We start from the raw sequence: 24,353 nt of genomic DNA on the forward strand, positions 1-24,353 counted from the left end.
CCGAGTAGCGCGCTCCGACCGGAGTAACTCGGCGGGCGACGGCACACCGCGACCGCCCGCTCGGGCGCGCCAGCACGAGAAATTAAATAGACTCGGCCGAGTCAGGGAGTATGGTCGAGTTGGGTACACACACGTCGGCGTCGGAGCGCCGGTTCGCACTCGGGTGGGTCGGGATGGCCATCGTGATGTCGCTCGCGGTGGCGGCAATCGACTTCCTCGAACTCCCGTTACAGACGGTGTACGTGTTCGCGGCGGGCGTGACGCTCCGGGAAGCCATCGGACTGGCGGTCTGGGCGCTCCGACGCTGAGGGCGGCGGAGAAGGAGCTATACTCCCGACTCCCGAACGTTCACGCGTGCCATCACGTCGCCTCGTCCTCGGGACGCTCGCCTCGCTTTTCGCCGGCTGTAGCGCGTCGTCGCCGACCCCGACCGACGCCCCGACGACGCACACCGAGACCCGGACAGCGACGCCGACGCCGACGCCGACCCCGAACCCCTACGAGTCCCATCTCGCTTCGTTCGGACGGTTCCTCGAATCGGAGTCGGTGGCCCTCACGGAACTGACCGCCGACGAGCGGGCGTCGGTCGTCTCGCTCACCTACGAGAGCGACGGGCGGAGCACCGACCGCCTCAGCGGCGAAATCGGGACCGTCGCCGGCGGGTTCTTCAGGGAGGTCGCCGCCGGATGGGCGGCGTCGCGCCTCGAAGCGACCATCGTCGCGGCCGACGACGACGCGGACGCGGTCGTCGCCCGCTGGCGCGCCGAAGCGACGTGGTTCGAGGCCTACGACCGCGGCGACATCAGCGCGGACGAGCTCTCGCTCCGGGTACTGCAGACCGTCGAAAGGGAGTAACGGGAAAGAACGGGCGACGAGACGCAGAAGGGTTTAACGGCGCTACGGCCGCCGGCGAGCGAGCGCGACGAGCGCCGCGAGCGCCGCCGCGAGCGCCGCGGACACCGCGCCGAAGCCGGGAGTTCTGGTGTCAGTCGTCGCCGGTTCCGACTCGGTCGTCGCGGTTGTCGCCGTCGTCGCGGTCGGCGTCGGCGTCTCCTCGGCGTCGACTTGGAGCGACCCCGCCGAGACGCCGCCGACCGCGATATCGTAGCGCCCGACGGCGTCGGCGGCGACGGCGAACTCGACGGTCCGCGTCTCGCCGGGGGCGAGGTCGAGCGTCCGCGAGTCGCGGACCGCGCCGTCGACGGTCAGGTCGACCGTCGTCTCGCCGCGGGTCTGGCCGGTGTTTTCGACCGTCGCGGTCACGGTGACCGAGTCGCCGACGACCGCCGACGACGGGAGCGACCCGGTCGTGACCGCGAAGGCCGCCTCGGCCGGCGCGGGGGCGAGCGCGAACACCGAGAGTCCGGGCGAGGCGGCGGTGAGCCGAACCTCGCCGTCGGTCTCGGCGACGACGCTCGTCGAGAGCGCCCGCCACTCGCCGTCGCTGTAGCGGTAGAGCCGGAGGTCGGCCGGGTCGAGACCGCGGTCCGACAGCGTCGCCGCCGAGACGGAGAGGGTGAAGTCCACGCCGTCGACGGCGCTGTCGTCCACGTCGTGGGCCACGTCGAGGTAGGAAAGCGGCTCTCCGTCGAGCGCCGGCGTCCCGTCGGGGACGCCGTCGAGCGCCCGGACCGTGAGTCTCGCGTCCGACTTCGCGCCGAGCGTGAGCGAGAGGCCGTCGACTCGGACGCCGCCGGTCTCGACGTCTGAGAGGTCGACGTCGACCGGCGTGCCGGGCTTCGCGTTTCGGATGTCGACCGCGAGACCGCCGCCACTGACGGACGTGCGAACCGACGTTCGCGCGCCGCCGGAGCCGGAGCCGCCCGACGAGCCGCCGGGGTCGTCGGCATCGTCGTTCGAGTCGCCCGGGTCGTCGCCGGAGCCGGAACCGCCGGACACCTCGACGGACGCGTCGGCCGTCGTCCGCGTAATCGCCGACCCGTCCGCGTCGGCGAGGGTGTCGACCTCGACGCCGAGCGTCGCGTCGCCCGCCGACTCGCCGGTCACGTCGAGCGCCGCGAGCGCGACGTCGCCGGTCCGTCCGGTTCGTGCGTCGGTGTAGCCGACGATTCTGAGGACGCCCGACTCGGGGGTTGCCGACTCGACCGCGAAGTCGCTGTCGGCGACGCGCACCGAGACGACCGAGGGGTCGTAGGTGACGTTGACCGCGAACGCGCCGACGCCCGCGTCCGCGGGAACGTCCGCGGCCCGCAGGGTCGCCGTCGCCGTCTCGTCCACGCCGACCGAACTAACGCCCGCGACCGAGACGGTCGCCGAAGACGCCGCGCCGGCCGCGGCAACGGCGAACGGCGCGACGCCCGCGAGGACGACCGAACAGACGACCGCGGCGACGACGAAGCGCCGCGCGAGTTCGAGACGGCTCATCGCACACCCCCGTAGTCGGCGGTGCGATTGCCGGCGTCGTACTGCGCGACGAGCATCGCGTCGACGGCCGTCACCTCGCCGTCGCCGTCCACGTCGCCGTAGGGGTCGCCGTCGTCGACCGCGGCGACCGCGGCCGCGATATCCGCGGCGTCGCCGTCGTCGACGGTCCCGTCGCGGGTCGCGTCGCCGACCCGAAAGCCGACGAACTCGACGGCCACGTCGAGCAGGCCGGGCGAGTCGAGCGCGACGGTCGTCCTGCTTCCGTCGCGCTCGGGCGCGACCTGCTGGCCGTCCACGGTGGCCGTCACGTCGTGGTAGCCGGACGGGAACTCCGCGGGGTCGGCGACGCCGACGACCGCTCGGCCGTCGGGCACGTCCGCGAGGAACGCGACTTCGAACCGCGCGCGGGCGGTGGCGTTGCCGGCCTCGGTGACGAGGCTGTCGACGCTCCCGTTCGCGACGGCCGACTGCGCGTCGGTGGCGGCAACGACCGTCGGGTCGGCGAGCGAGCCGTGGCGGTAGGTCACGTTGGTCTCGCCGGCGGCGGCGACCGAGACGTTCAGCGCCGGGTAGGACTCGCCGTCGACGGTGACGGAGACGGTGTGGTCGCCCGCGGTCACGTCGTCGCGGACGGTGGCCCCCGCGCGGTCGGTGCCGTCGACGGTGACGGTCGCGCCCGACGCGGGGTCGCCCGCCTCGTCGAGCACGTCGACCGAGAGCGCGCCGGTGGCGGCGGCGGTCGCGGTCGTCTGCGCCCGGACGTTGTTCGACTCGTTGTACAGGGGGCGCACGTCCGCCTGAATGGTGCGCTCGCCCGCCGATTCGACGGTGACGGTGAACACGTAGGTCCGCGACTCGCCCGCCGGGACGTTCCGCCCGTAGACGAAAAGCGAGTCCCCGCTCGTAATCGTGCTGTTCTGGACGGCCCACGTCCGCGTGCCGTCGGTCGATTTCACCACCGGGTTCGGGTCCGACGGGGCCGACAGCCCGGTTTCGAGGGGCACCTCGACGATGGGGCTGAACAGGTCCGTCCCGCTTTCCGTGTTGTCGACGGTCACTTCGAGCCGGTTGTCGCCGACGTGGAAGTCCGCGGGCGCGTCGATGGAGACGCCGTAGCCGGGGGCGGCCGCGGTGGGCGCGGCGACGCCGGAAACGACGACTGCGGCGAGCAAGAGCACCGTCGCGGCGCGTGCGACGGCCATCTCAGGCACCTCCCTCGTTCGCGGCGTATTCATCGCGCGCGACGAGCTGGTCGTTCTCGAAGCCGACGACGAGCACGCCCGTCCCGGTCGTATCGACCTGCACGGTTATCGGCCCGTCGGCGTTGTCTCTGAGCGTCTGAAGCTCGCTCTCGGTGAGTTCGACCGAGTCGAGCGCGTCGGTCGAATCGACGTCGATGGTCTTCGTCACGAGCGCCGGGTTCGACTCCGTCCCGAAGGCGACGGTCACGTCGTGGGTCGGGTTCGAGCCGCCCTGCCCGAGCGTCAACAGCGTGTTGATGGCGAGCGCGGTCGCGCGGGTGTAGCCCCACGAGCCGCGGTCGTCGTAGACGGTGACGAGGTAGGTCTGGCCGTCCTGCACGGAGGCGTTCGTGTTCTCCAAGCCGGTCGCGTTGAGCGCCATGAGCGCGTACGCGGTCGTCTCGGAGGTGGTGCCGACGTCGCTCCACGAGGCGGAGCGGCGCTCGGTCCACGCCCCGCTTTCGGCTTGGGCGTCGAGCAACCACGTCCGGCCGTCGTCGATGGCCGTCTGCACGGCCGGCGTCTCGACGCCCGAGGCTTCGAGGCCCCAGACGGCGAGCGCGGTGGACATCGTGTTCGGGTCGGTGCCGTCGCCCCACGCGCCGTCGGCGCGCTGGGCGGCGACGAGGTAGCTCGCGGCGTCGCCCCTGAGCTGGTCTGCGGTCGATGCGGCGGTCGCGTTGTACGGGCCAGCCTGGTCGAGCGCGACGAGGGTGAACCCGGTCATGGCGGCGTCATCGTCGAAGTAGAACTTGTCGTTGCGGATGCGGCCGTCGGCGGCCTGCTCGTCTGCGAGCCACGAGACGGTCGCGTTGGCGTCTATCCGGTCGAGGTCGGCGCGGACCGGCGCGCGGGCGCTCTGCACGGGGTCGTTTCCGACCGCGCTCGTACCGAAGAGCGCGTAGGCCGTGTAGAACACGTCGCCGTCGGGGTCGTTCCCGTACATGCTCCACGAGCCGTTTGCGTGCTGGGCGTCCTGTCCGGTCGTCAGGCGGGCGACGCCCGCGCCGACGCTGTCGTTGATGCGGTCGCTGTCGTACCCGCCGGGCGCGGGGTTGCGCCGGTAGTACTGGCCGGTGTACAGCGCCCCGAGCATCGGCGAGGTCGTCTGCTCGACGCAGGCGTGGGGGTACTGCACGAGGTAGTCGAGGCCGGCGAGCGTCCGCCCGTCGGTCCCGAGGTGCGTGGTGATAGTCAGGTCGTGCTCGTAGGTCGTCTCGTTGCGGAGGGCGAGCGTCGTCGAGTCGCCGCCCGTGCCGGTGAAGTTCACCGCCGTCGTGTCGACCACGCGGGTCTTCGGGCGCTCGACGGTGAGCCGTTCGGTCGCCGTCTCGGTCTCCCCGCGGGCGCTCAGGTTCAGTTCGAGGTCGTAGGTCGCGTCGCGGTTCTCGGCGGCGACCACGGTCCACTCGAAGTACGTCCGGTCGTCGGTGTCGTGCTTGGTCGCCGTCTCGCCGTCGGCGAATTCGAGGCCGGCCGGGAGCGACAGGTTCGCGGTCACGTTGCTCTCGTAGTTGCCGTAGCCGCGGCCGTAGACGGTGACGTTCTGTCCGGCCTGCACCGGGTCGGCGGCGGACAGTCGCCCGCTGAGTTCGTACGGCTGGCTCGTCGTCGTGTCCCGGTCGCTGTTGCCGCGGGGAGCGTCGGGGTCGTCCACGGTGGCGACGACCGCGTGCCGGCCGGTCGCGAACGTGTGGTTCCGCGTGAGAACGACCGACTCGCGGGGGTCGAGCGCCGGCACGGTGAGCGTCTCGTTCGACGAGCCGTCGCCGAAGTCGAGTTCGACCGTTCTGGGGTCGTTCGGGGCGTTCCCGTAGTTCCTGAGGTAGATTCGGGTCTCGGCGGCCTCGGTCGGGATGACCCGCCACGGGGCGTTCACCGAGAGCCGGAGGTCGGCGTAGGTGACCTCGGTCGTCGCCGCGGTCCGGTTGTCCGTCTCGTCGCCCTCGGCGACCGCGCCGTCGGGGTCGGAAACGGCGACGAGTTCCACGTCCGGGTACGCCGAGCTCAGGTTGCCGCGGAGCCGGTCGGTGAGGTCGACCGTCACCGTCTCGTTCGCGCCGGCCGCGACCGTGCCGACGGTACGGGTGTACGTCGTCGAGGCGTCGTCGTAGTAGCCGACGCGGGACCGCGCGACCAGTCGCACGTCGACGCCGGTCGCCTCGGCGGTGCCGTCGTTGACGACGGTGACGTTCGCGGTCACGCGGTCGTTGCCGAGGGTGTACGCGGGTTCGACCTCGATTCGCGGTTCGAGGTCGGGCGCGGCCGAGGCGTTCACGACGAGCGTCGTCGCGTTGCTGTTGCCGGACGCGTCGGTCGCGGTGACGGTGATGTTGTGTGGCCCCGCCGTCGCCAGCGAGAGGTTCGTCCGGTTCGCGGCCGTCGTCACCGACTGCCCCTCGTCGGTCTCGAAGGTGAAGTTGGCGACGCGGTGGTTGTCGGTCGCGGTCGCGGTGACGGTGAGGTTCCCGCCGGTCCTGACGGGCGACGGCGCGCTCGCCGAGACCGTCGGCGGCACGCGGTCGACCACCGGGACGGTCGTCGACAGCGTCACAAGCGTCTGCTCGGTCGTCCCGTCGAGCACCTCGACCGAGACGGGCGCGTCGCCGAGCGTCGCGTAGGTGTGGTTCGTCCGGTTCGCGGTCGTGAAGTCGGTCTCGCCGTCGCCGAACGACCAGTCGTAGCGAACGTCGGTCACGGACGCCGGGAACGAGCGATTGGTGACGGCGAACGAGACGTTCGTCACGTTCACGTCGGCGGGCGTCGGGGTGACGCGGAGGTCCGCGGAGCCGATGTCGCGGACGGTCACGGTCGTCGTCGCGGTGTAGAGCCGGCGGTCGTAGCTGTCGAGACCGGTGACGCGTGCCGTGTAGGTCCCGGTCCGGTCGTACGCGTGCGAGGCGTTCCGCGCCGTCGTCTCGGCGGTCGCGCCGTCGCCGAACGACCAGCGGTAGGCGTCAATGCTGGCGGTGTCGCCCGAGGCGGTCGTCTCGAAGGTGACGTTCTCGACGGCGCGCCGCGGGTTCGCGGGCGTCGCCGAGAGCGACCCGGAGACGGACGCGAGGGGTTCCACGTCGCCGAGGGCGACGAGCGAGCGGTTGATGTCGGACGACGACCCGGTCTGGACGTAGAGCCAGCCGTCGCCGCCGACGACCGCGCTCGCGACGGTGGTGTCGAAGCCGGGGGCGTCGAGCGAGTCGTTCCACACCGGCGCGCCCGTCCGCAGGTCGAGCGCGTGGACGGTGCCGTCGAACTCGGCGACGTAGACCGTGTCGCCGAGGACGGCCGGCGCGCCGAGGACGGCGCTTTCGGTGTCGTAACGCCACGCGCGCGAGCCGTTCGTGGCGAGCGCGACGACGCCTTTCTCGTCGTCGTCGTAGCCGCCGCGGGTGTCGACGACGATGCCGTCGGCGACCGCGGGCGACGAGCGGCTCTCGGTCTCGCCGGCGGCCGCGGACCACAGCGTCGAGCCGTTCGCCGCGTCGAAGGCGACGAGCGAACCGTACGTCGAGACGTAGAGGACGCCGTCTGAGACCGTGGGGGCCGCGCCGCGGTGGTTCGAGAGGCTCCGGTTCCACCGCTCGGTACCCGTGTCGGCGTCGAAGGCGTAGAGGTGCGAGCCGAAGCCGGTGTAGCGCGCGCCGTCCCAGCCCTGCGTCACGTAGACGGTGCCGTTCGCCACCGCGGGGACGGCCTGCGCGTTCCCGGTCGTTGCGAGTTCGGTCAGGTTCGTCCGCCAGCGGAGCGAGCGCGTGTCCCGGTCGATGGCGTAGAGCGAGTCTTCGGCCTCCGAGACGACGTAGACCGCGTCGCTCGTGACCGTCGGCGCGGAGAGCCGCTCGCCGTCGGTGAACAGGCCGTCGCTGTCGGCCGGCACCGACACCGACCAGCGCTCGGACCCGTCGGCCGCGTCGAACACGGTGAGCGTGTCGCGCTGGTCGTCCACGTCGTCGTCGTACCCGCTCACGAACACCGAGTCGCCCTCGACGGTCGGGGGCGCGGTCACCTCCTCGGGATAGGTGCTGGCGGACCACAGCGTCGAGCCGTTCGCGGCGTCGTAGGCGACGATGCCGTAGCCGCTGGCGGCGAACACCCGCCCGTCGGCGAACGTCGGCGACCGCGAGTAGAGCGTGGACGTGGTCTCGTTCCAGCGGACCTCGACGGGTCCCGATGGGCCGACGCCGGCGACGTTCGCACCGGTGTTGGCGTCGTCGTAGCCGAACTGCGGCCAGCCGTCGGTCGGCGCGGCGAACTCCTCGGCGGCGACGTCGACCGTCGCCGAGGTCGTGAACAGCGGCGTTCCGTTCGCGTTCGCGGCGGTCACGGCGGCGTCGTAGGTTCCGGGGTCGGCGTAGACGTGGGCGGTCTCGTTGGCCGTCGTCGTCGCGTCGGCGGTCCCGTCGCCGTCGAAGTCCCAGCGGTACTCGCCGACCGACTGACCGGCCGCGAGCGAGACGTTCCGAACCGCGAACGCGACCGAGTCGCCCTCGGTGAGCGCGTCGGGCGCGGCGACGAGCGTGCCCGACCCGGCGGCCGTCACGTCCAGTCGGAGCGTCTCTTCGACCAGAAGCGCCTCCGTGCGGTTGTCGCGGACCCGCACGGTCGCGTTGTACGCGCCGGCGGCGTCGTAGGTGTGGTTCGCCGTCGCGTTCGGGTGTCGGGTGGTCGCGCGGTCGCCGTCGCCGAACGTCCACGTGTAGAAGTCGCCGTCGCCGACGCCGGAGACGTTCACGAGTGAGAACCGAACCGTATCGAGATTCGCGCGGGCGGGCGTCGGAGCCGCCGTGAGCGTGCCGTTTCCGGCCGTCGTCGCATCGAGCGTGAGCGACTCCTCGAAGAGGAACTGCTCGGTCCCGCTCCGCGCCGTGACGGAGACGGTATGAGAGCCGGGGTCGGAGAAGCCGGAGAGGACGAGGCTCGCGTTCGGATGCGTCGTGTACCCCGCGTAGGAGCCGTCGACCGTCCACGTGTAGAACGACGGCGTCTCGCCCGTGACGTTCGACAGGGAGACGTTGACCGGCTCCCCGAGCGCCGGGGCCGTCTCGTTCGCGGTCAGGGTCGCCCCCGACTGCTCGGCCGATTCGAGCGTCACCGTCACCGTCTCGTCGCCCGTCACGTCGAGCTGTCTCGTGTAGACGCGCTGGACGTAGCCGCTCGACGACGAGACGGGCTCGCCTTCGACTCCGCCGTCGTAGCTGAGTCGTCTCGGCGGGGCGACGGCGACGGTCACGTCACCCACGAGTTCGATGCCGGCCGTCTCGTTCGAGAGGTGGATATCGCCGTCGGACTCGGTGAGGAACCACTCGCCGAACTGCGAGGTGTTCACCGTCGCGCCGTTCGCGTTCGTGTGCTGGAAGGCCACGGCCGCCCCCGAGACGGGCGCGCCGGTCTCGTTGACGACAGAGAGGTTCACCACGTGCGCGTCCGGAAGCGTCGCGTTCCCGAGGTCGGCGGTCGCACCGGGCGAGGCTCGCTGGAGCGCGAACACGTCGGGCGAGCCGTCCCGGGGAAACGCGCCGGGCGAGCCGGGTTGCGACCCGTTGGCGGCGACGTAACTCACGTCGTACGTGGCGTTCGACTGGAGTCCCGTGAGGTTGTACGCCCCCTGTGCCGATAGCTCGTCGTTGGTCGGTTCACTCCCCTCGGTCGCCGCGAGGACGACGTCGCTCGCGGCGGGCGCACCCGTCGCGCGGTCGACCGACCCCGCGAGCGACCCCCCGGCCGCCGCCCCCGAGACCGCGACGAACGGACTCGAAAGCGAGACGAGGACGATAATCGTGAGCGATACTGCTCCTACCTGCTGTCGATAGCGTGTTGTCATGCCCCACCGTGTTCCCTCCGAAACCCGCGATACTCACGAAATCCGGACTGATACCGAGTGTCATCACGGCGGGGCTATAATTCTGTGTTACTGACGTTACAGCGGTGTTTCAGGGCGTGAAACGCCGTTTCGACTCGCGGGATGCCGGCCGGCGAACGGCGTCGCTGTCGAGTGGTCGGTCGCGGCGGCGGCCCGCGCCGCCTCAGAGAAACGCGTCGCGGTCGGCCGGCGTCGCTTCGGCGCGATACCGCGTGTACGTCGAACGGGCCCAGTCGACCACGGCGTCGGCTTCGGCGTCCAGCACCGCTCGCGGGCGGCCGTGGTCGTCGACGACGCCCATGCCGACACGGTCGGCGTCGAGAATCGAGAGGACGTACGGCACGCGCTCGTAGCGGTACAGAGAGACGCTGGGGGCGTCGAAGAGGTCAGCCAACTGCCCCGCCGTCTTCTCGCTTCGCGCCATCGCCTCGTAGGCCCCGTCGGTCATGACGACCTCGACGTCGATGTCGTCGTTCCGGCGGCGATGAATCGTCGCGAGCACGTCCGGCGAGGCGGCGTGGGTCAGGATGCGGATTCTGTCGGCCGACTCGACGTGCGACACGGCGAGCCGCAACGGGGCCTGCGGGTCGCTCGGCGTCGGAGCCACGACGGTCGCCGACGCGAGCGCGCCGAGGTTGAACCCGAAGTCGTCCCGCGGGAGCCACCGAAGGAGGTCGCTCTCGGCGAACGCCGTCGCCGCCTCGACCGTCGAGATGGCCGACTGGAGCTGTTCGACCACGACGACCCCGAGCGGCGTAATCTCGTATTCCTCGCCCGACTTCGCGACCCAACCGCGCTCGGAGAGCGACTTCATCACCCGCCAGACCGTCGACCGCGACGTGTCGAGCGTCGCCTGCAACTCGCCCGCAGTCGCCGGTCCCTCGTCGAGCGCCCGGAGCGCCGCTAACCGGTTCGGTGAGGTGACGAGACACCGAAGTTCGTCCACGACCCCGTCCATGGTGAACGATATGACACCGCTGTAATAGTAGTTCCCCTCTGACGAGTGCGAAACTAGACGAACAGGACCCTGTACGGCGCGGAATCGCCTTCGTCGCGTCGGTCGCGGACCGCGGGCTCTCGTTCTCACTGCGAGCGAATCCACCTCAGCGATTATGTGCGTTCGCTGAAAATATCGGACCATGTTCGACCGACTCCTCTTTCCGACCGACGGGAGCGACGGCGCGGACGCCGTCCTCGACCACGTCGTCGATATCGCCGCCGCCCACGACGCGACCCTCCACCTACTGCACGTCGCCCCGGCGGAACCCGAGCGCCGCCCGAACCTGAACGACGGGGACGACGACTCCGACGGTTCCGACCCCACCGAGCGCCGCCGAACCGACGGCGAGCGGTTCGTGACCGACGCCGAAGCCCGCGCGTCGCAGTCCGGCGTGTCGGTCGTGACGAGCGTCGAGCGCGGCGAGCCGTACCGAGTCATCACCGAGTACGCGGCCGAGCGGGACGCCGACCTCGTGGTCATGCCGACCCACGGGCGGACGGGGCTGAGCCGACTGCTCCTCGGGAGCACCACGGAGCGCGTCGTCCGCCGGTCGGACGTGCCCGTGCTCACGGTCCGGCCGGACGCGGCGACCGACCTCGCGTACCCCTACGCCGACGTGTTGACGCCCACCGACGGGAGCGCCTGCGCGACCGCGGCGGTCGCGTTCGGAAGCGAGTTGGCCGCGGCGACCGACGCGGCGCTCCACGCGGTGTCGGTCGTCAACGTCGCCGCCTTCGGCGCGGATATCCGCGGCCCGCTCCTCATCGACGAACTCGAAGAGCGCGCGAGCGGCGCGGTCGAAAAAGCGGCCGACGCGGCGGCCGCCGCGGGCGTCGAGACGGTCAGGAAGTCGGTCGGCCGCGACGTGTCGATTCACGACGGCATCCTCGCGTACATCGACGAACACGACGTTGACATCGTGGTGATGGGAACCCACGGCCACACGGGGTTCGACCGCTACATGCTCGGGAGCGTCGCCGAGAAACTGGTCCGGACCTCGCCGGTGCCGGTGGTGACGGTCAGAGAGCCGCGAGACGAGTAAGTCGAGGCGGGTCGCGTTGGGTCGGGGCGAGTGCCGACTCGCCGTCGGCGGACGCCGGCCGCTCCCCCGTCAGTTCCGAAGCAGTCCCGTGACGCCCGCGGTCTCGGCGACGACCCATCCGACGAAGACGAGATACGCCGCGCCGAGCGCGTAGCACTCCAGCCGGGTGAGAGACAGGTCCGTCCGGAGCAGGCCGAAAAGCAGGACGGTCGCCAGCGTCAGCACGCCCAGCATGGGGACGGCGACGGCGAAGTCCACCGGGACGCTCCCGACGATGAGCACGCCGACGGGGATGGCGACCAGCAGGTCGAACGTGTTCGACCCGAGGACGTTGCCGAGGCTGGTCGCGCTGTTGCCGTCGGCGGCCGAGCGGACGCTGACGAGCGTGTCGGGGAGGCTCGTCGCGGCGGCGACGACGGTGACCCCCGCGAGGAACGTCGGGACGCCGAACGTCGCGCTGAGCGACTCGACGCTCCCGACCAGTTGGTGGACGCCGACGAGGATGACGAGGAGGCCGCCGAGGAGCCGCGCCCACTCGCGGCCGATGCCGTCGCCGACGCCCGCCTCCTCGCTTTCGTACTCCGAGACGTCCTGCCACTGGATGAACAGGTAGAGCCCGTAGAGGAGCAGTGGGATGAGCGCGACGGGGCGGGTGAGCTGTCCCGTCAGCGCCGGGCCGCCGGGCACGGGGAAGTAGATGACCGCCAGCGAGAAGGTGACGACGAGCGTGGCGACGGCGACCATGTAGAACTGCGCCTCCTTGTAGACGACGAGCCGACTGGTTTCGAGAGGGCCGTCGGTGGCGAGCCCCGACAGCGCCGGAATCACGAGGATGTTGAAGATGGCCGAGCCGACGATTGCGCCGACGCCCATGTCGAAGACGCCCGCGGCGGCGGCGATAGCGACGCTGGCGAACTCGGGAAAGCTCGACCCGAGGGCGACGACGATAGAGCCCTGCACGACCGCCGGGAGGCCGTAGTACGACGCGAGGTGGTCGGCGGACGCTTCGAGCCAGCCGCTTCCGACCCAGATGAGACCGGTCATCAGGAGAATCACGGCGACGTTCGCGAGCGGCGACGACGGGAGGAGACTGCCGAGGACCATTGGAAGCCCGTTCAGCGACGCGGAAAAAGAAGCCACCGACACGGGTGAAACGCAGTCCGTGGTCTCGGACCGCCGTCAGTCGTCGCCGTGAGCGGACTCGGGGGTGAACGTGACGCCGCCGATTTCGATTTCGTCGGGGACGCGGTCGGTGTCGTGCGCGCCGACCGGGGGGAGGTTCGCGTCGGCCGCCGGCGACGCGTCGAGGTCGGTCGCGGACGCGAGGCTCTCCATCTCGCCGTCGGCCTCGCGCGCGTCTCGGTCGATGCGCATCGAACAGAACTCCACGCCGCACATCGAGCAGAAGCGCGCCTGCTTGTAGTTGTCGCCGGGGAGCGTCTGGTCGTGGAACGACCGCGCCCGCTCGGGGTCGAGCGCGAGGTCGAACTGCCGCGCCCAGTCGAACTCGTAGCGCGCCTCCGAGAGCGCGTCGTCCCAGTCGCGCGCGCCGGGGAGGTCGGTCGCCACGTCGGCCGCGTGGGCGGCGATTCGGTAGGCGGCGAGGCCGTCGCGAACGTCCTCGCGGTCGGGGAGACCGAGGTGTTCTTTCGGCGTGACGTAACACAGCATCGCCGCGCCGGCGCGGCCCGCCTCGGTCGCGCCGATGGCGCTCGTGATGTGGTCGTAGCCCGGTGCCACGTCGGTCACGAGCGGCCCGAGGACGTAGAACGGCGCGCCGTCGCAGACTTCCTGTTGGCGCTCGACGTTCTCGGCGATTTGGTCCATCGGGACGTGACCGGGACCTTCGACCATCACCTGCACGCCGTGGTCCCACGCGGTCCGCGTGAGTTGGCCCAGCGTGTCGAGTTCGGCGAACTGCGCGTCGTCGCCGGCGTCGGCCAGACAGCCGGGTCGGAGGCCGTCGCCCAGCGAGAACGTCACGTCGTGCTCGGCGAAGACGTCGCAGATGTCCTCGAACGCGACGTACAGAGGGTTCTGCTCGCCGTGTTCCTCCATCCACTGGGCGAGGATAGAGCCGCCGCGGGAGACGATGCCCGTCTTCCGACCGTCGGTAAGCGGGAGGTGCTCCATCAGCACGCCCGCGTGAATCGTCATGTAGTCGACGCCCTGTTCGGCCTGTTTCTCGATGACGTCGAGGAGCAGGTCGCGGGTGATGTCCGCGGGGCTGTCGACGCGCTTGACCGCCTCGTAGATGGGGACGGTGCCGATGGGGACCGGCGAGTACGCGACGTTCGCCTCGCGAATCTCGTCGAGGTTCGACCCCGTCGAGAGGTCCATCACCGTGTCCGCGCCGTAGTGGACCGCGGTGTGGAGCTTTTCGAGCTCTTCTGTGAGGTCGCTCGTCGTCTCGCTGTTGCCGATGTTCGCGTTGACCTTGGTGGCGAACTCGCGGCCGATAATCATCGGGTCGAGCGAGTCGTGATTGCGGTTCGCGGGGACGACCGCCTGCCCCTCGGCGACCTGTTTCCTGACGAACTCGGGGTCGCGGTTCTCGCGCTCTGCGACCCGTTCCATCGCCGGGGTGACGCGTCCCGCTCGGGCGTGTTGGAGTTGTGTCGACGCCATTGATTAGCTAGTGATACAACTGGCTAATAACAGTTGTGACGGGCGGGTCGGAAACGAGGGACCGAGAGACTAAGAGACAGAGTGACAGAGAGACCGAGAGACCGAGGACCGAGAGACAGAGCACGCGGGCTATCGGCTCACAGACCCGAAGGCGCGACGACGCGTCGCTCAGCCCTCGTAGCCGGCGTACTCCATGAGGCTCGCGAAGATGTCGGAGTCCATCACCTCCTTGTAGACGACGCCGCTCAGCATGCCGCCGGGGTAGAAGTTCCCGTTCATGACGTGGTTGACCTTGTGGCAGTGCATGAGGTAGATGCCGGGCTGGGCGTCGGCCGTGAACTCGACCGTGTGGCGCTCCGCGGGCGCGATGTTCGTCACGTCCATGTCGTGGCGGGCGGCCTCGGGGACGATGCCACCGTCTTTTTCGACCAGTTGGAAGCGATGGTTGTGGATGTGCATCGGGTGGCTCATGTAGCCCGCGTTGACGTAGTGAATGCGGACGGTGTCACCCTGTTCGACGATGATGGGCGAGCCGTCTTCGGGGTGGAGCGTCCGCGGCGCGCTCTTGCCGTTGACGGTGAACACGTCCGGCTTCCGGTTCCGGGGGTCGTAGCTCACGTTCTCGCCGGCCATCTGTCGGGGGAGCCGCGAGTCCCAGTCGCGGACGGTCATGAAGTACTCCCTGTCGGCCGGTTCGTACCCCTTCGGGTCGACGCGGAGGATGCCGTACATCCCCATCTCGATGTGCCGGTGGGTCTGGTAGTGACAGTGGTAGAGATGCGTCCCGGGGACGTTCGCCGGGATGGTGTAGGTGTGTTTCTCGCCGGGGTCGACGCGGATGCCCGTCGTCGTCGGCACGCCGTCGTCTTTCCACGCCTTGCGCACGCCGTGGAAGTGGACCGTGTGGGGGCGCATCCCGTCGGTGTTGTCCAGCGTGACCTCCATGTCGTTGCCCTCGGTCGTCCGGAGAATCGGCCCGGGGACGCTCGGCGCGCCGTCGTCGGCGCTGAACGCCCACACCTGCGGGAGTTCGACCGGGCCGCCCATCGTTTCGAGGGGGTGGGCCGCGTGGCGCGCCGGCGCGCTCTTGAGGGTGACTTTCCCGCCCTGTTCGTCCACCTGTACGACTTCCGGCGGGCTGGTGTACGGCAGACTCGACTCGCTCGTCTGGGCGGCCGTCGTCTCGTCAGCGCCGACGGCGGCCGAGTCACCGTTCGTGGGCGCTGTACACCCCGCGAGGCCGAGCGCTCCGACGCTTCCCGTTGCGGCGAGGAATTCGCGACGCGACACCGTCGAACCGGGTGCACCGACGTGGTTTCGCATTACAGTCGGTCGTTGGCCCGGGGGAGTGGAATACCGTCTCGCCGGTTCCCGTCGCACAGGAGCCCTGCGAACATGTTCGGCGGGGTCGATACGTACCGGGCCGAAAAACGGTCAGTCGGGGCGTACCAGTCCGAATCGACGGCCATCGGTTCGACCGGACCCGACGCTGGTGCCCCGCGACTTTCATACGCCCCGGCGGTGTATCGGGAGCCGAACCGACGGCGCGCGGGTCGCCGCCGACCAATCCACTCTCACGCAGATGTCGACCAACCCACTCTCAGACGCGCTCGAACCGGACTTCGAGACGGTGTTCGACGCCCTCACCAGTCCGCAGTGCCGGGCCGTTCTCAAGGAACTCGACGGCCCGATGACCGCCTCGGACATCGCCGCCGCGTGCGACCTCCCGCGGTCGACGGTGTACCGGAAACTCGAACAGATGGTCGAGGCGGGACTCCTCGAAAAACGCGACCGCGGCCGCGACGCCGCCCGCTACGCAGTCGGCTTCGAGGAGGTGGTCGTGACGCGCGAACCGGGCGACCTCTCGATTTCGGTGTCGTCGCCGTCGCGGTCGGCCTCGGACCAGCTCTCGACGATGTGGTCGGCCGTCGGCGAGCAGACCGACGACTGAGACCTACCCGACCGTCGCGTCGTCCCGCGCGAGAAACGCCTTCATCACTTTGCCCTCGGCGCGGTGGAGCTTCTCGCTCGTCGTCGACTTCGCCAGCCCCACGGCCTCGGCGAGCTCGGTGAGCGTGCACGTCCGCGGCGTGTCGTAGTAGCCCTCGGCGACGGCCGTTTCGAGGAGGGCGTACTGGTCGTCGGTGAGAAGCGACTCCGTGTCTATCGACTGGTGGATGGAGACGAGGTCGAACGGGATGCCGAACTGCGCGAGCTGGTCGCCCAGCTCCGAGAGGTTCTCGCGCGGCGCGGTCACCTCGACTGTCACCTCGCCGTCGACGATGGTGATTGGCAGTTCCAGCGGGATTCCCACCTCGCTGAGCGTGAGAATCAAAAGCGGCTCGGTCGTCTCGAACTGCACGAGGGCGCGCTCCGGTTGCGCTTCGAGAATCGTCACCGAGACGACCGATTCGTACTCGTCGATGGTGGTGACGACCGGCTCGATGTCGGCCGCCCGTATCTCGACGAGGCCGACGCCCGTCTCGTCGGCCGGCATCGCCGCGAGGACGGTGAACTCGGCGTCCGGATACCGCCCCGAGAGGTCGGAAACCCAGACCTGCTCGGGGAGCGTGATGGAGAGTGTTGCCCGGGGCATCGGTAGTGAAACGAAGTCGTCCCCGCCGCACAAAGATAGTTCCGAACATGTTCGCCCTCCGGCCGCGTTTCGGGAACCACCGAGGCGGGTTTTTCACCGGACCACCGACCGTCGAGTGTCGAGCGGGGCGGGACCGCCGCCTCGCCACCTTCAATCATGAACCCGAACGACACCACATCTCCGACGCTCGGCCGGCGAACCGTACTTCGACTCCTCGGCGGCGCGGCCGTCTCCGCGACCGCGCTGGGAAGCGCCGCCGACGCCGCGCGGGCGCAGTCGGAGACCGACCTCGATTCGTGGTTCGCACAGACCTCGAACTACGACGGCGTCGCCGATAAGACGGGGAGTTCGACGGTGACGGTGACAGTCGGTGCGCAGGCCAACGGCGGCGCGTTCGGGTTCGGCCCGGCCGCCGTGCGGGTCGACCCCGGGACGACGGTCGTCTGGGAGTGGTCCGGGAAGGGCGGGTCGCACAACGTCGCCGCCGAGGACGGGAGCTTCGAGTCCGAACTCGTCGGCGACGCGGGCCACACGTTCGAGCAGACGTTCGATTCGACCGGCGTCTACACCTACGTCTGTACGCCGCACAAGACGCTCGGCATGAAGGGCGCAATCGTCGTCGGCGACGCCGGCGGCGCGACCGCGACCGAGGCGGCCGACTCGACCGACTCGACCGGCGAGGGCGAGTCGGAGGCGTCCACCGAGAGCGCCGGCGAGGGGGACGCCGACCTCGACGCGTGGTTCGAGAACACCTCTAACTTCGACGGCGTCGAGGCGCAGACCGGTCTCCAGCGCGTGACGGTCGACGTCGGGGCGCAGGCCAACGGCGGGGCGTTCGGGTTCGGCCCCGCGGCGATTCGCGTCTCGAAGGGGACGACCGTCGCGTGGACGTGGACCGGCGAGGGCGGGTCGCACAACGTCGTCGCCGAGGACGGGAGCTTCGAGTCCGACCTCGTCAGCGCCGGCGGCCACACGTTCGAACACACGTTCGAGGAGGCCGGGACGTACACCTACGCCTGCACGCCGCACAAGACGCTCGGGATGAAGGGCGCGGTCGTCGTCACCGACGACGAGGGCGGGTCGAACGCGCAGGTCGCCGAGCCGTTCGGCGACCCCGAGACGGAGCGCCTCGGCGGCATCGCGCTGGCCGGGACGTTCGGCGCGATGCTGGCGTCGCCCGCGCTGTTCGGCGCGTTCATGTGGCTCAACGGCGAGGGCGACGAGTCGGCCGGCGAGACGTATCCGAAGGGGAAGTCGGAGTAAGTCGTCCGCGGGAGGAGTCGGGGGAGTCGATGCCGTGCTGAACCGTTTTCTCGAATGACGCGCTCAGAACAGCGACGCGAGCACCCCCGAGATATCGACGTGGAACCCCAGCCGCTGGACGCCCTTGTAGCCGAGGTAGATGCCGACGATACCCAGAATCCCGGCGAGGTTGGGTGGGGCCGGAATCGGCGTTTCTATGAGGCCGAACAGGGCTCCGGCGAAGACGCCTGCCAGCAGGGCCAAAACGAGTTGCGAGGCCATAGGTGAGTCATCCGCGTTCCCCGGTAAATAAGTACAGCTATCGACGCGACCGCGGCGACCGCCTCCGCGACCACGAGGCCGCGGTCGTCGGCGTGCCGCGGTTGTGACCGGACGACAGCGAACAGAACCGAGACGCTGGCCGAAGCACTCACAGCGCGTGCCACCGGTCCAGAAAATTGTTACTGACTCCGGTGTGTTACTCCGTATGCGCCGTCGCGTGTTCCTCGCGTCCGCCCTGACCGCCGCCTCCGCCCTGACCGCAGGATGTAGCTCTCTCGGCCCGCAAACCGAACACACGGACCCGGCTGTCGAAACCGACGACAACCCCCGAGACAGGGGAAAATACCTCAAATTCGACGGAGACGGAGACGGTGGTGACCTCGCCACCGTGGGCGTCGACCCCACTTCCGGTCCCCTTCCGAGGCCGCTCGCCGTCTCGATTTCGCATACAGACGACACCGAACTCCGGTCGCTCACACAGCGGTTCGTGGCACCGGACGGTGACGGGTCCCCGCCGAAACTCTCACTCCGAGGGCCGTTCGAGGGAGGCCACAAGTCCCACCCGTCCGTGTCGCTGTTCCGAGACGAGGTCGCCGCAGTCGTCGAAGTCCACCGGTTCGGCGAGCTCGCCGACGAGACCGCGTTTCTCAACCTCGCGGTCACCGACTGGCCGGAGTCGGCCCGCAGACTCGTCGTCGACAGTACCGTGGAACTCGTCGAGACGGGGACGTTCGAGCACACGCACGTCCTCGACGGCGAACTGACGTTCGACTTCTTCGCCGAAACGGATGCCGGCGACGGAACCGCTGAAACCCGGAGTCGTCGGGGTAGCTAGACACCGGCTCGTCGCGAGTGCAGACACCGGTCTCGACGTTCGAGACCGAGATGCGACTACTCCACGTACACCCGCGTCACGTGGCCGCCACAGCCGCATCGCTCGACGTACTCGTACGCCACGTCTTCGCCGAACCGCGCCGCGAGCGCGTCGTACAGGTACGTCTCCGGGTGGCCGTGGTCGCCGTGGGTGACGAGGTTGACGTGGTGGCCGGCAGTGGTGTGTTCGACCGCGGCGACGGCCTCCGCGACCACGAGGTCGCGGTCAGCGGCGTGCCGCGGGAGTTCGAGGTTCGCCGACCACGAGGTGTCGTGGACGCGGTCGGTTGCCGAATCTGGCGTTTCTCGGTCGTGGTCGTGGCCGTGGTCGGCGGGGCGCGAGTCGGTCGTCATACGATTCGAGAGAGGGCTTCCGGCTCAAAGAGCGGCTTTCCGAACATGTTCGCCCGAGCTGTGCGAAGCCGGGAAGCGGCGCGTGGAGCCTATAGCAGGCGTGTGAACCACGACGTGTATGGAGCTTCAACGCAAGACCATCGCGAAGGCAATCGTCGTCGTGTTCGTCTTCAACCTCGTCGTGATGGGTGCGGGCGCGTGGTTCGCCTATCAGGAGGCCCCGCCCATCCCCGACGAGGTGGTCGGACCCGACGGCGACGTCGTCGTCAGCGGCGACGCGATTCGAGAGGGCAAGACCGTATTCCAGAAAGACGGCCTGATGAACCACGGGTCGATACTGGGCAACGGCGCGTACTACGGCGCGGACTACACCGCCGACGCGCTGGATTTGAAAGTCCAGTTCATGCGGAACTACTACGCCCAAGAGCGGTACGGTGAACCCTACGACCGACTCGACTCCGCCGACCAAGCGGCCGTCGCCGACGTGGTGAAATCCGACCTCGACGACAGCTACGAGGGCGGCGCGATTCGCTACACCGCGGCCGAGGTGTACGCCCACGAGCAGGTGCGTCAGGAGTACGTCGAGCGCTACCACGAGGGCGACCACGAGCGCGGCGTCCCCGTGAACATGATCGACTCCGAGGAGGAGGCGCGGGCGTTCGCGGACTTCGCCATGTGGACGGCGTGGTTCTCCCACACCGACCGCCCCGACGGCACCCACTCGTACACGAACGACTGGCCGTACCAACCCGGCGCGGGCAACGACGCCACCGCCGCCTCGATGACGTGGAGCGTCGCCGCCATGGTGCTCCTCGTCGCGGGCGCGGGCCTCGGCATCTGGCTGTACAAGTCGGTCGAACTCCCCGAGCCGTCGGCCGAGGACATCGCGGTGCCCGAACCGGGCGACGTGAGCGTCTTCCCGAGCCAGCGGGCGGCGCTCCGGTTCATCCCGGTCGCCGCGGGGTTGTTCTTGGCGCAGGTGCTGTTGGGCGGCCTGCTCGCGCACTTCTACATCGAGCGCGCCGGCTTCTTCGGCGTCGAGTCGATATTCGGCGTGCCCATCCTGCAACTGCTCCCGTTCGCCATCGCCAAGACGTGGCACATCGACCTCGGAATCCTCTGGATAGCCGCGACGTGGCTCGGCGCGGGGCTGTTCCTCCCGCCGCTTCTGACCGGCTACGAGCCGCCGAAGCAGTCGACGTACATCAACGTCCTCCTCGGCGCTATCGTCGTCGTCGTGGTCGGCGGCCTGTCTGGCATCTGGCTGGGCGCGAACGGCTACATCGACGGCTCGCTGTGGTGGATTCTCGGCAACGAGGGGCTCGAATACCTCGAAGTCGGGAAGCTCTGGCAGTTCGGCATCCTCGCCGGCTTCCTCATCTGGGCGGCGCTGGCCGTCCGCGGCCTGAAGCCGCTTCTCGACAGGGAGCCGCCGTACGGACTGGCGCACATGATTCTGTACGCCGGCGGCTCTATCGCCCTGCTGTTCACCGCGGGCTTCCTCTTTACCCCCGAGACGAACATCGCCGTCACGGAGTTCTGGCGCTGGTGGGTCGTCCACATGTGGGTCGAGGGGGCCTTCGAGTTCTTCATCGTCGCCATCGTCGGCCTGACGCTGGTGTCGATGAACCTCCTCAGTCGCCGGAGCGCCGAGAAGGCGGTCATGCTCCAGGCGTTGCTCGTCATGGGGACGGGCATCATCGGCGTCTCGCACCACTACTGGTGGGTCGGCATGCCCGACATGTGGGTGCCCATCGGGAGCGTGTTCTCGACGCTCGAACTCATCCCGCTGGTGTTCATCCTCTACGAGGCGCTCGGGCAGTACCGCGCGATGTCGGGCGAGTCGTTCCCGTACCGCCTGCCGTTCATGTTCATCGTCGCCAGCGGCGTCTGGAACTTCGTCGGCGCGGGCGTGCTCGGCTTCTTCATCAACCTCCCGCTCATCAACTACTACGAACACGGGACGTACCTGACGGTCGGCCACGCCCACGCCGCGATGTTCGGCGCGTTCGGCTTCCTCGCGCTCGGCATGGTCACCTACATGCTCCAACTCTCCATCGACGCCGAGCGCTGGGACGGCTCGTGGCTGCACGCCGCCTTCTGGTGTTGGAACGTCGGCCTCGTGTTGATGGTGTTCGTCTCCGTCCTCCCGGTCGGCTTCCTCCAACTGGAGACGGCGTTCACCGGGAGCTACGCCGCCGCGCGGAGCGTCGCCTTCTACGACCAGCCGCTGATTCAGACGCTGTTCTGGGCGCGGCTCCCCGGCGACACCCTCATCATCCTCGGAACGGTCATCTACGCGGCCGACCTCGTCAGAAAGCGGTTCGTCCTCCGGCAGTCCGCGGACGACCCGAGCGTCGAGGACATGGCCGTCGCCGAGGGTATCCTGGGCGACGACGACTAACCGGCGAGGCTCTGTCGAACCTCGCATTTTCTGATATTCGTCAAGGTCGTGCTGAATAGAGCGCGCATATTCAGCAAGCCTAACGGCTGGGTGAATATGGAGAATTGGCGAAGTATATGCGCGCTGACTCGGTGGAGAGAGGGTCAATCGAGGAGCCGATTGACTCCTATCTCCACACCTGTCACGAGGATGTTGAGGACCCCCACCGAGAGAACATCTACCGGATCGGATTATGAGCCTATTTTGAGTTAGGGACGTCGTCCCTCTTTGACGTGTGTTACGTATTGGTGAGCAGTTTTCCAAGTGACATTTAGTGCATCACCCGTCTCGTGGGCAAGGAAATCGTGTACTGATGAAAGATACGCTGCGATAGCCGGTTTGCCAAGTGCCGCAACATCAACAGGTACGAAATCTTCGTCTCGGTGTATTTTTAAACTATCAATATGTCGACAGAGTTGGGCGAGAGCAAGTGCCCTCCTTTCACGTCCACTATAATACCCGTCATCAATTTCGTATGCATCACCGCTCTTATCCACGACAATATACCTGTCAGGCCCTTCTGACCACGGCGGGTCGTCAGGGTTTGTAGTTACCGCGATTACCCTGACCCCATCATCGTATTGTTCAACCGTTTCGCGTTTTTCATTCGGACGCTTTCGTACCATATCACGAAATCCTATATGCTACGTATTGTAGCATCTATTCTTTAAATACTATTTTTACTAAACCGCACTAACTAAGGCATGTTACCCTACATCATGTAGTGAAATTAAGTTAAGTGTGCGTGTCTCTAATAATCTGATGCCATCCGGGACACCACGGCTCCCACGTCTCTGGATGGCTCGGCTTGGGCCGGTGATAGAGCGTGAAGCAGGCAGAGACATCTCCGTCAGGAGAATCGGCGGTACGAGAGTACGCAAAAACGGCTTGGTGGATACTGCGAGTCCTCCTCGCCTTAGCAACTCTCGTCAAAATCACCGTGGAACTCGGCCTACCATAGGACCGGACACCACGGCTCCCAACATGTCATTATTGCGGCGAAGTTTTAACGTTAACTAATCTCTGGATATCGGACGTAGATACGCTATCTGCTAGCAGATACTGGCTTCTAGCATTCACCACTCAGGTCTTTCCAACTGACCCTGTGCAGAATGCATCCTCTGTCTGTGCCACACCACCCCATCAGATAACGGATGCACAACAGCGCAACCGGCGACTGATTCACCGTCTCTGTTTTTCGCCGACATCGGACTGCCGACTCATTCCCACGCGAGCGCCAGCCCCGTCGCGGCCCCGACGACGACCGTCCCGCCGAGCGTCGCAATCACGCCCAGCGCCCCGAGGAACAGCGGGACGACGAGAAACAGAACAACGCCCCTCACGAGCGCCGACACCGGACCCATCCCGGGCGACGCTTCGAACGGGGTCCCCTCCATCACGACCACCGCGAGTTCGAGCAGGTACATCGGGACCGGGAGCGCGAGCAACCCGACGAGGCCGCCGACGAGCGCGCCGCGGACTCGGGAGTTCGGCCCGCTGAGTCGCCGCCAGAGCAGGCTGGCGAGCAGGCCGCCGCCGAGAAAGCCTCCAGCGACGAGCACCGCCATCGGTCCGGAGGGGACAGACGGGTCGCCGCCGGTCAGGAGGGCGACCACCGGGTCGGCGAGAACGTACCAGAGCGCGAACGCGCCGCCCGCGAGGGCGAACGTCATCGAGGGGCGGCGGCGGGCGGCGGCGAGGAGCGGTTGGCCCATGCGAGAGATTCGGCGCACCGGGAGAAGAAGCTCGCGGGTGGCGGAGAACCGACGACGGGCGAAAAACGAGAAGAAGTGAGGGCGGGCTACTCGACGACGACTGCGCCTTTCATTCCGAGCGTCTCGTGGGGCGTACAGGCGTATCTGTACGTCCCGGCCTCCTCGAAGGTGTGTTCGAACGTGTGGCCGCTACTGCCCGCCAACTCCGATTCGAAACTTCCGTCGGCGGCGGCGACGTTGTGCGAGCCACCCTTGCCGTTCCACTCCCAGACGACGGTGGTGCCGGAATCGACCCGTACGGCGGCCGGGCTGAACCCGAACGCGCCGCCGTTGGCCTGCGCACCCACCGTCACCGTCACCGTCGAATTCCCCGTCTTGTCCACCACTCCGTCGTAGTTGCCCACGTTGTCGAACCAGCCGTCGAACTGCGGGGCGCTCCCGCCGCCGGAACCGCTGTCCGCGCCGGTCGTTTCGCCGGACTCGGTCGTCGGCTCCGCGGTCGATTCGGCGGTCGTCGCGTCGCCCCCGTCCGCCTCGGCCGCGTTCGCGGCGTCGCCGCCGGAGCCGGAACAGCCGGCGAGCGCCGTCGACAGCGCCGCCGTCGCAGTCAGTGCCGTAAAGCGCCGTCTCGTGAGGTTGGTGTCGCGCGTCATCAGCTACACCTCTGCGGCGACGAAAGCAAGCGATTGTCC

The 24,353-nt window shown here is 68.6% G+C and carries 20 protein-coding genes; 7 read left to right on the plus strand and 13 right to left on the minus strand.

Annotation, left to right across the window (positions count from 1 at the left end):
- Positions 1-110: 110 nt before the first annotated feature.
- Entirely contained in the window at positions 111-308 is a 198-nt protein-coding gene (locus C438_RS00005) for a hypothetical protein (RefSeq protein ID WP_004967129.1), read from the plus strand.
- 46 nt (positions 309-354) lie between these two features.
- Positions 355-855 carry a hypothetical protein gene (locus C438_RS00010; protein WP_004967130.1) on the plus strand — a complete coding sequence of 167 codons (501 nt, stop codon included), beginning with the start codon at positions 355-357 and terminating at the stop codon, positions 853-855.
- A gap of 42 nt (positions 856-897) precedes the next feature.
- Here the strand turns inward: C438_RS00010 and C438_RS00015 are convergent, their stop codons facing one another.
- The 4 genes from C438_RS00015 to C438_RS00030 form a co-directional block, all read right to left on the minus strand.
- The gene (locus tag C438_RS00015) at positions 898-2,385 is read right to left on the minus strand and encodes a PGF-pre-PGF domain-containing protein (protein WP_004967131.1); all 1,488 of its coding nucleotides are present in this window, start codon (positions 2,383-2,385) and stop codon (positions 898-900) included.
- Positions 2,382-3,587 carry a hypothetical protein gene (locus C438_RS00020; protein ID WP_004967132.1) on the minus strand — a complete coding sequence of 402 codons (1,206 nt, stop codon included), beginning with the start codon at positions 3,585-3,587 and terminating at the stop codon, positions 2,382-2,384. The genes C438_RS00015 and C438_RS00020 overlap by 4 nt, the downstream gene beginning before the upstream one ends.
- A gap of 1 nt (position 3,588) precedes the next feature.
- Complete coding sequence (locus C438_RS00025) at positions 3,589-9,447, minus strand: outer membrane protein assembly factor BamB family protein (RefSeq protein WP_004967133.1); 5,859 nt, start codon at positions 9,445-9,447, stop codon at positions 3,589-3,591.
- Positions 9,448-9,649: 202 nt separating this feature from the next.
- Positions 9,650-10,444 (minus strand): helix-turn-helix transcriptional regulator, encoded by a 795-nt coding sequence (locus tag C438_RS00030; protein WP_004967134.1) that lies wholly within the window; start codon positions 10,442-10,444, stop codon positions 9,650-9,652.
- Positions 10,445-10,625: 181 nt separating this feature from the next.
- Here C438_RS00030 and C438_RS00035 point away from each other — a divergent pair, with 181 nt between their 5' ends.
- The gene (locus tag C438_RS00035; RefSeq protein ID WP_004967135.1) at positions 10,626-11,528 is read left to right on the plus strand and encodes a universal stress protein; all 903 of its coding nucleotides are present in this window, start codon (positions 10,626-10,628) and stop codon (positions 11,526-11,528) included.
- Positions 11,529-11,597: 69 nt separating this feature from the next.
- Here the strand turns inward: C438_RS00035 and C438_RS00040 are convergent, their stop codons facing one another.
- The 3 genes from C438_RS00040 to C438_RS00050 all read right to left on the minus strand — a co-directional run bounded on the left by C438_RS00040 (position 11,598) and on the right by C438_RS00050 (position 15,479).
- Positions 11,598-12,632 carry a sodium:calcium antiporter gene (locus tag C438_RS00040; RefSeq protein WP_004967136.1) on the minus strand — a complete coding sequence of 345 codons (1,035 nt, stop codon included), beginning with the start codon at positions 12,630-12,632 and terminating at the stop codon, positions 11,598-11,600.
- Positions 12,633-12,707: 75 nt separating this feature from the next.
- The gene (gene thiC, locus C438_RS00045) at positions 12,708-14,156 is read right to left on the minus strand and encodes a phosphomethylpyrimidine synthase ThiC (RefSeq protein ID WP_049917604.1); all 1,449 of its coding nucleotides are present in this window, start codon (positions 14,154-14,156) and stop codon (positions 12,708-12,710) included.
- Between the two features lie 168 nt (positions 14,157-14,324).
- The gene (locus tag C438_RS00050) at positions 14,325-15,479 is read right to left on the minus strand and encodes a multicopper oxidase domain-containing protein (RefSeq protein WP_004967138.1); all 1,155 of its coding nucleotides are present in this window, start codon (positions 15,477-15,479) and stop codon (positions 14,325-14,327) included.
- A 259-nt stretch (positions 15,480-15,738) separates the two neighbouring features.
- Between C438_RS00050 and C438_RS00055 the strand changes: the two genes are divergently transcribed.
- On the plus strand, positions 15,739-16,107 hold the full coding sequence (locus C438_RS00055; protein WP_004967139.1) for a winged helix-turn-helix domain-containing protein: 369 nt from the start codon (positions 15,739-15,741) through the stop codon (positions 16,105-16,107).
- Between the two features lie 3 nt (positions 16,108-16,110).
- Here C438_RS00055 and C438_RS00060 read toward each other — a convergent pair whose 3' ends face one another.
- Positions 16,111-16,752, minus strand: coding sequence for a helix-turn-helix domain-containing protein (locus C438_RS00060; protein ID WP_004967140.1), 642 nt, complete (start codon positions 16,750-16,752; stop codon positions 16,111-16,113).
- Positions 16,753-16,908: 156 nt separating this feature from the next.
- Between C438_RS00060 and C438_RS00065 the strand changes: the two genes are divergently transcribed.
- Entirely contained in the window at positions 16,909-18,015 is a 1,107-nt protein-coding gene (locus tag C438_RS00065; RefSeq protein ID WP_004967141.1) for a halocyanin domain-containing protein, read from the plus strand.
- 63 nt (positions 18,016-18,078) lie between these two features.
- On the opposite strand, the gene C438_RS00070 is transcribed toward C438_RS00065, so the two are convergent.
- Entirely contained in the window at positions 18,079-18,276 is a 198-nt protein-coding gene (locus C438_RS00070; RefSeq protein WP_004042032.1) for a XapX domain-containing protein, read from the minus strand.
- A 205-nt stretch (positions 18,277-18,481) separates the two neighbouring features.
- Here C438_RS00070 and C438_RS00075 point away from each other — a divergent pair, with 205 nt between their 5' ends.
- Entirely contained in the window at positions 18,482-19,111 is a 630-nt protein-coding gene (locus C438_RS00075; RefSeq protein ID WP_004967142.1) for a hypothetical protein, read from the plus strand.
- 56 nt (positions 19,112-19,167) lie between these two features.
- Here C438_RS00075 and C438_RS00080 read toward each other — a convergent pair whose 3' ends face one another.
- Positions 19,168-19,503 (minus strand): CGCGG family putative rSAM-modified RiPP protein, encoded by a 336-nt coding sequence (locus tag C438_RS00080; protein WP_004967143.1) that lies wholly within the window; start codon positions 19,501-19,503, stop codon positions 19,168-19,170.
- Positions 19,504-19,621: 118 nt separating this feature from the next.
- Between C438_RS00080 and C438_RS00085 the strand changes: the two genes are divergently transcribed.
- Positions 19,622-21,907, plus strand: a complete 2,286-nt coding sequence (locus tag C438_RS00085) for a nitric-oxide reductase large subunit (protein ID WP_004967144.1) — start codon at positions 19,622-19,624, stop codon at positions 21,905-21,907.
- 248 nt (positions 21,908-22,155) lie between these two features.
- Here C438_RS00085 and C438_RS19200 read toward each other — a convergent pair whose 3' ends face one another.
- The 3 genes from C438_RS19200 to C438_RS00095 form a co-directional block, all read right to left on the minus strand.
- On the minus strand, positions 22,156-22,572 hold the full coding sequence (locus C438_RS19200; RefSeq protein ID WP_152421723.1) for a hypothetical protein: 417 nt from the start codon (positions 22,570-22,572) through the stop codon (positions 22,156-22,158).
- A 594-nt stretch (positions 22,573-23,166) separates the two neighbouring features.
- Positions 23,167-23,661, minus strand: a complete 495-nt coding sequence (locus C438_RS00090) for a hypothetical protein (RefSeq protein WP_004967145.1) — start codon at positions 23,659-23,661, stop codon at positions 23,167-23,169.
- An 86-nt stretch (positions 23,662-23,747) separates the two neighbouring features.
- The gene (locus C438_RS00095) at positions 23,748-24,314 is read right to left on the minus strand and encodes a halocyanin domain-containing protein (protein ID WP_004967146.1); all 567 of its coding nucleotides are present in this window, start codon (positions 24,312-24,314) and stop codon (positions 23,748-23,750) included.
- Between the last annotated feature and the right edge of the window lie 39 nt (positions 24,315-24,353).

The organism is Haloferax denitrificans ATCC 35960 (genome assembly GCF_000337795.1).
Classification (GTDB): Archaea; Halobacteriota; Halobacteria; order Halobacteriales; family Haloferacaceae; genus Haloferax; species Haloferax denitrificans.

Excerpts from the sequence above, each read along its gene's own strand:
- C438_RS00070 (WP_004042032.1), bottom strand. The coding sequence starts at position 18,276 with ATGGCCTCGCAACTCGTTTTGGCCCTGCTGGCAGGCGTCTTCGCCGGA.
- thiC (WP_049917604.1), bottom strand. The coding sequence starts at position 14,156 with ATGGCGTCGACACAACTCCAACACGCCCGAGCGGGACGCGTCACCCCG.
- C438_RS00095 (WP_004967146.1), bottom strand. The coding sequence starts at position 24,314 with ATGACGCGCGACACCAACCTCACGAGACGGCGCTTTACGGCACTGACT.
- C438_RS19200 (WP_152421723.1), bottom strand. The coding sequence starts at position 22,572 with ATGGTACGAAAGCGTCCGAATGAAAAACGCGAAACGGTTGAACAATAC.
- C438_RS00080 (WP_004967143.1), bottom strand. The coding sequence starts at position 19,503 with ATGACGACCGACTCGCGCCCCGCCGACCACGGCCACGACCACGACCGA.
- C438_RS00065 (WP_004967141.1), top strand. The coding sequence starts at position 16,909 with ATGAACCCGAACGACACCACATCTCCGACGCTCGGCCGGCGAACCGTA.
- C438_RS00015 (WP_004967131.1), bottom strand. The coding sequence starts at position 2,385 with ATGAGCCGTCTCGAACTCGCGCGGCGCTTCGTCGTCGCCGCGGTCGTC.
- C438_RS00075 (WP_004967142.1), top strand. The coding sequence starts at position 18,482 with ATGCGCCGTCGCGTGTTCCTCGCGTCCGCCCTGACCGCCGCCTCCGCC.
- C438_RS00030 (WP_004967134.1), bottom strand. The coding sequence starts at position 10,444 with ATGGACGGGGTCGTGGACGAACTTCGGTGTCTCGTCACCTCACCGAAC.
- C438_RS00090 (WP_004967145.1), bottom strand. The coding sequence starts at position 23,661 with ATGGGCCAACCGCTCCTCGCCGCCGCCCGCCGCCGCCCCTCGATGACG.
- C438_RS00055 (WP_004967139.1), top strand. The coding sequence starts at position 15,739 with ATGTCGACCAACCCACTCTCAGACGCGCTCGAACCGGACTTCGAGACG.
- C438_RS00085 (WP_004967144.1), top strand. The coding sequence starts at position 19,622 with ATGGAGCTTCAACGCAAGACCATCGCGAAGGCAATCGTCGTCGTGTTC.
- C438_RS00050 (WP_004967138.1), bottom strand. The coding sequence starts at position 15,479 with ATGCGAAACCACGTCGGTGCACCCGGTTCGACGGTGTCGCGTCGCGAA.
- C438_RS00020 (WP_004967132.1), bottom strand. The coding sequence starts at position 3,587 with ATGGCCGTCGCACGCGCCGCGACGGTGCTCTTGCTCGCCGCAGTCGTC.
- C438_RS00060 (WP_004967140.1), bottom strand. The coding sequence starts at position 16,752 with ATGCCCCGGGCAACACTCTCCATCACGCTCCCCGAGCAGGTCTGGGTT.
- C438_RS00005 (WP_004967129.1), top strand. The coding sequence starts at position 111 with ATGGTCGAGTTGGGTACACACACGTCGGCGTCGGAGCGCCGGTTCGCA.
- C438_RS00040 (WP_004967136.1), bottom strand. The coding sequence starts at position 12,632 with ATGGTCCTCGGCAGTCTCCTCCCGTCGTCGCCGCTCGCGAACGTCGCC.
- C438_RS00035 (WP_004967135.1), top strand. The coding sequence starts at position 10,626 with ATGTTCGACCGACTCCTCTTTCCGACCGACGGGAGCGACGGCGCGGAC.
- C438_RS00025 (WP_004967133.1), bottom strand. The coding sequence starts at position 9,447 with ATGACAACACGCTATCGACAGCAGGTAGGAGCAGTATCGCTCACGATT.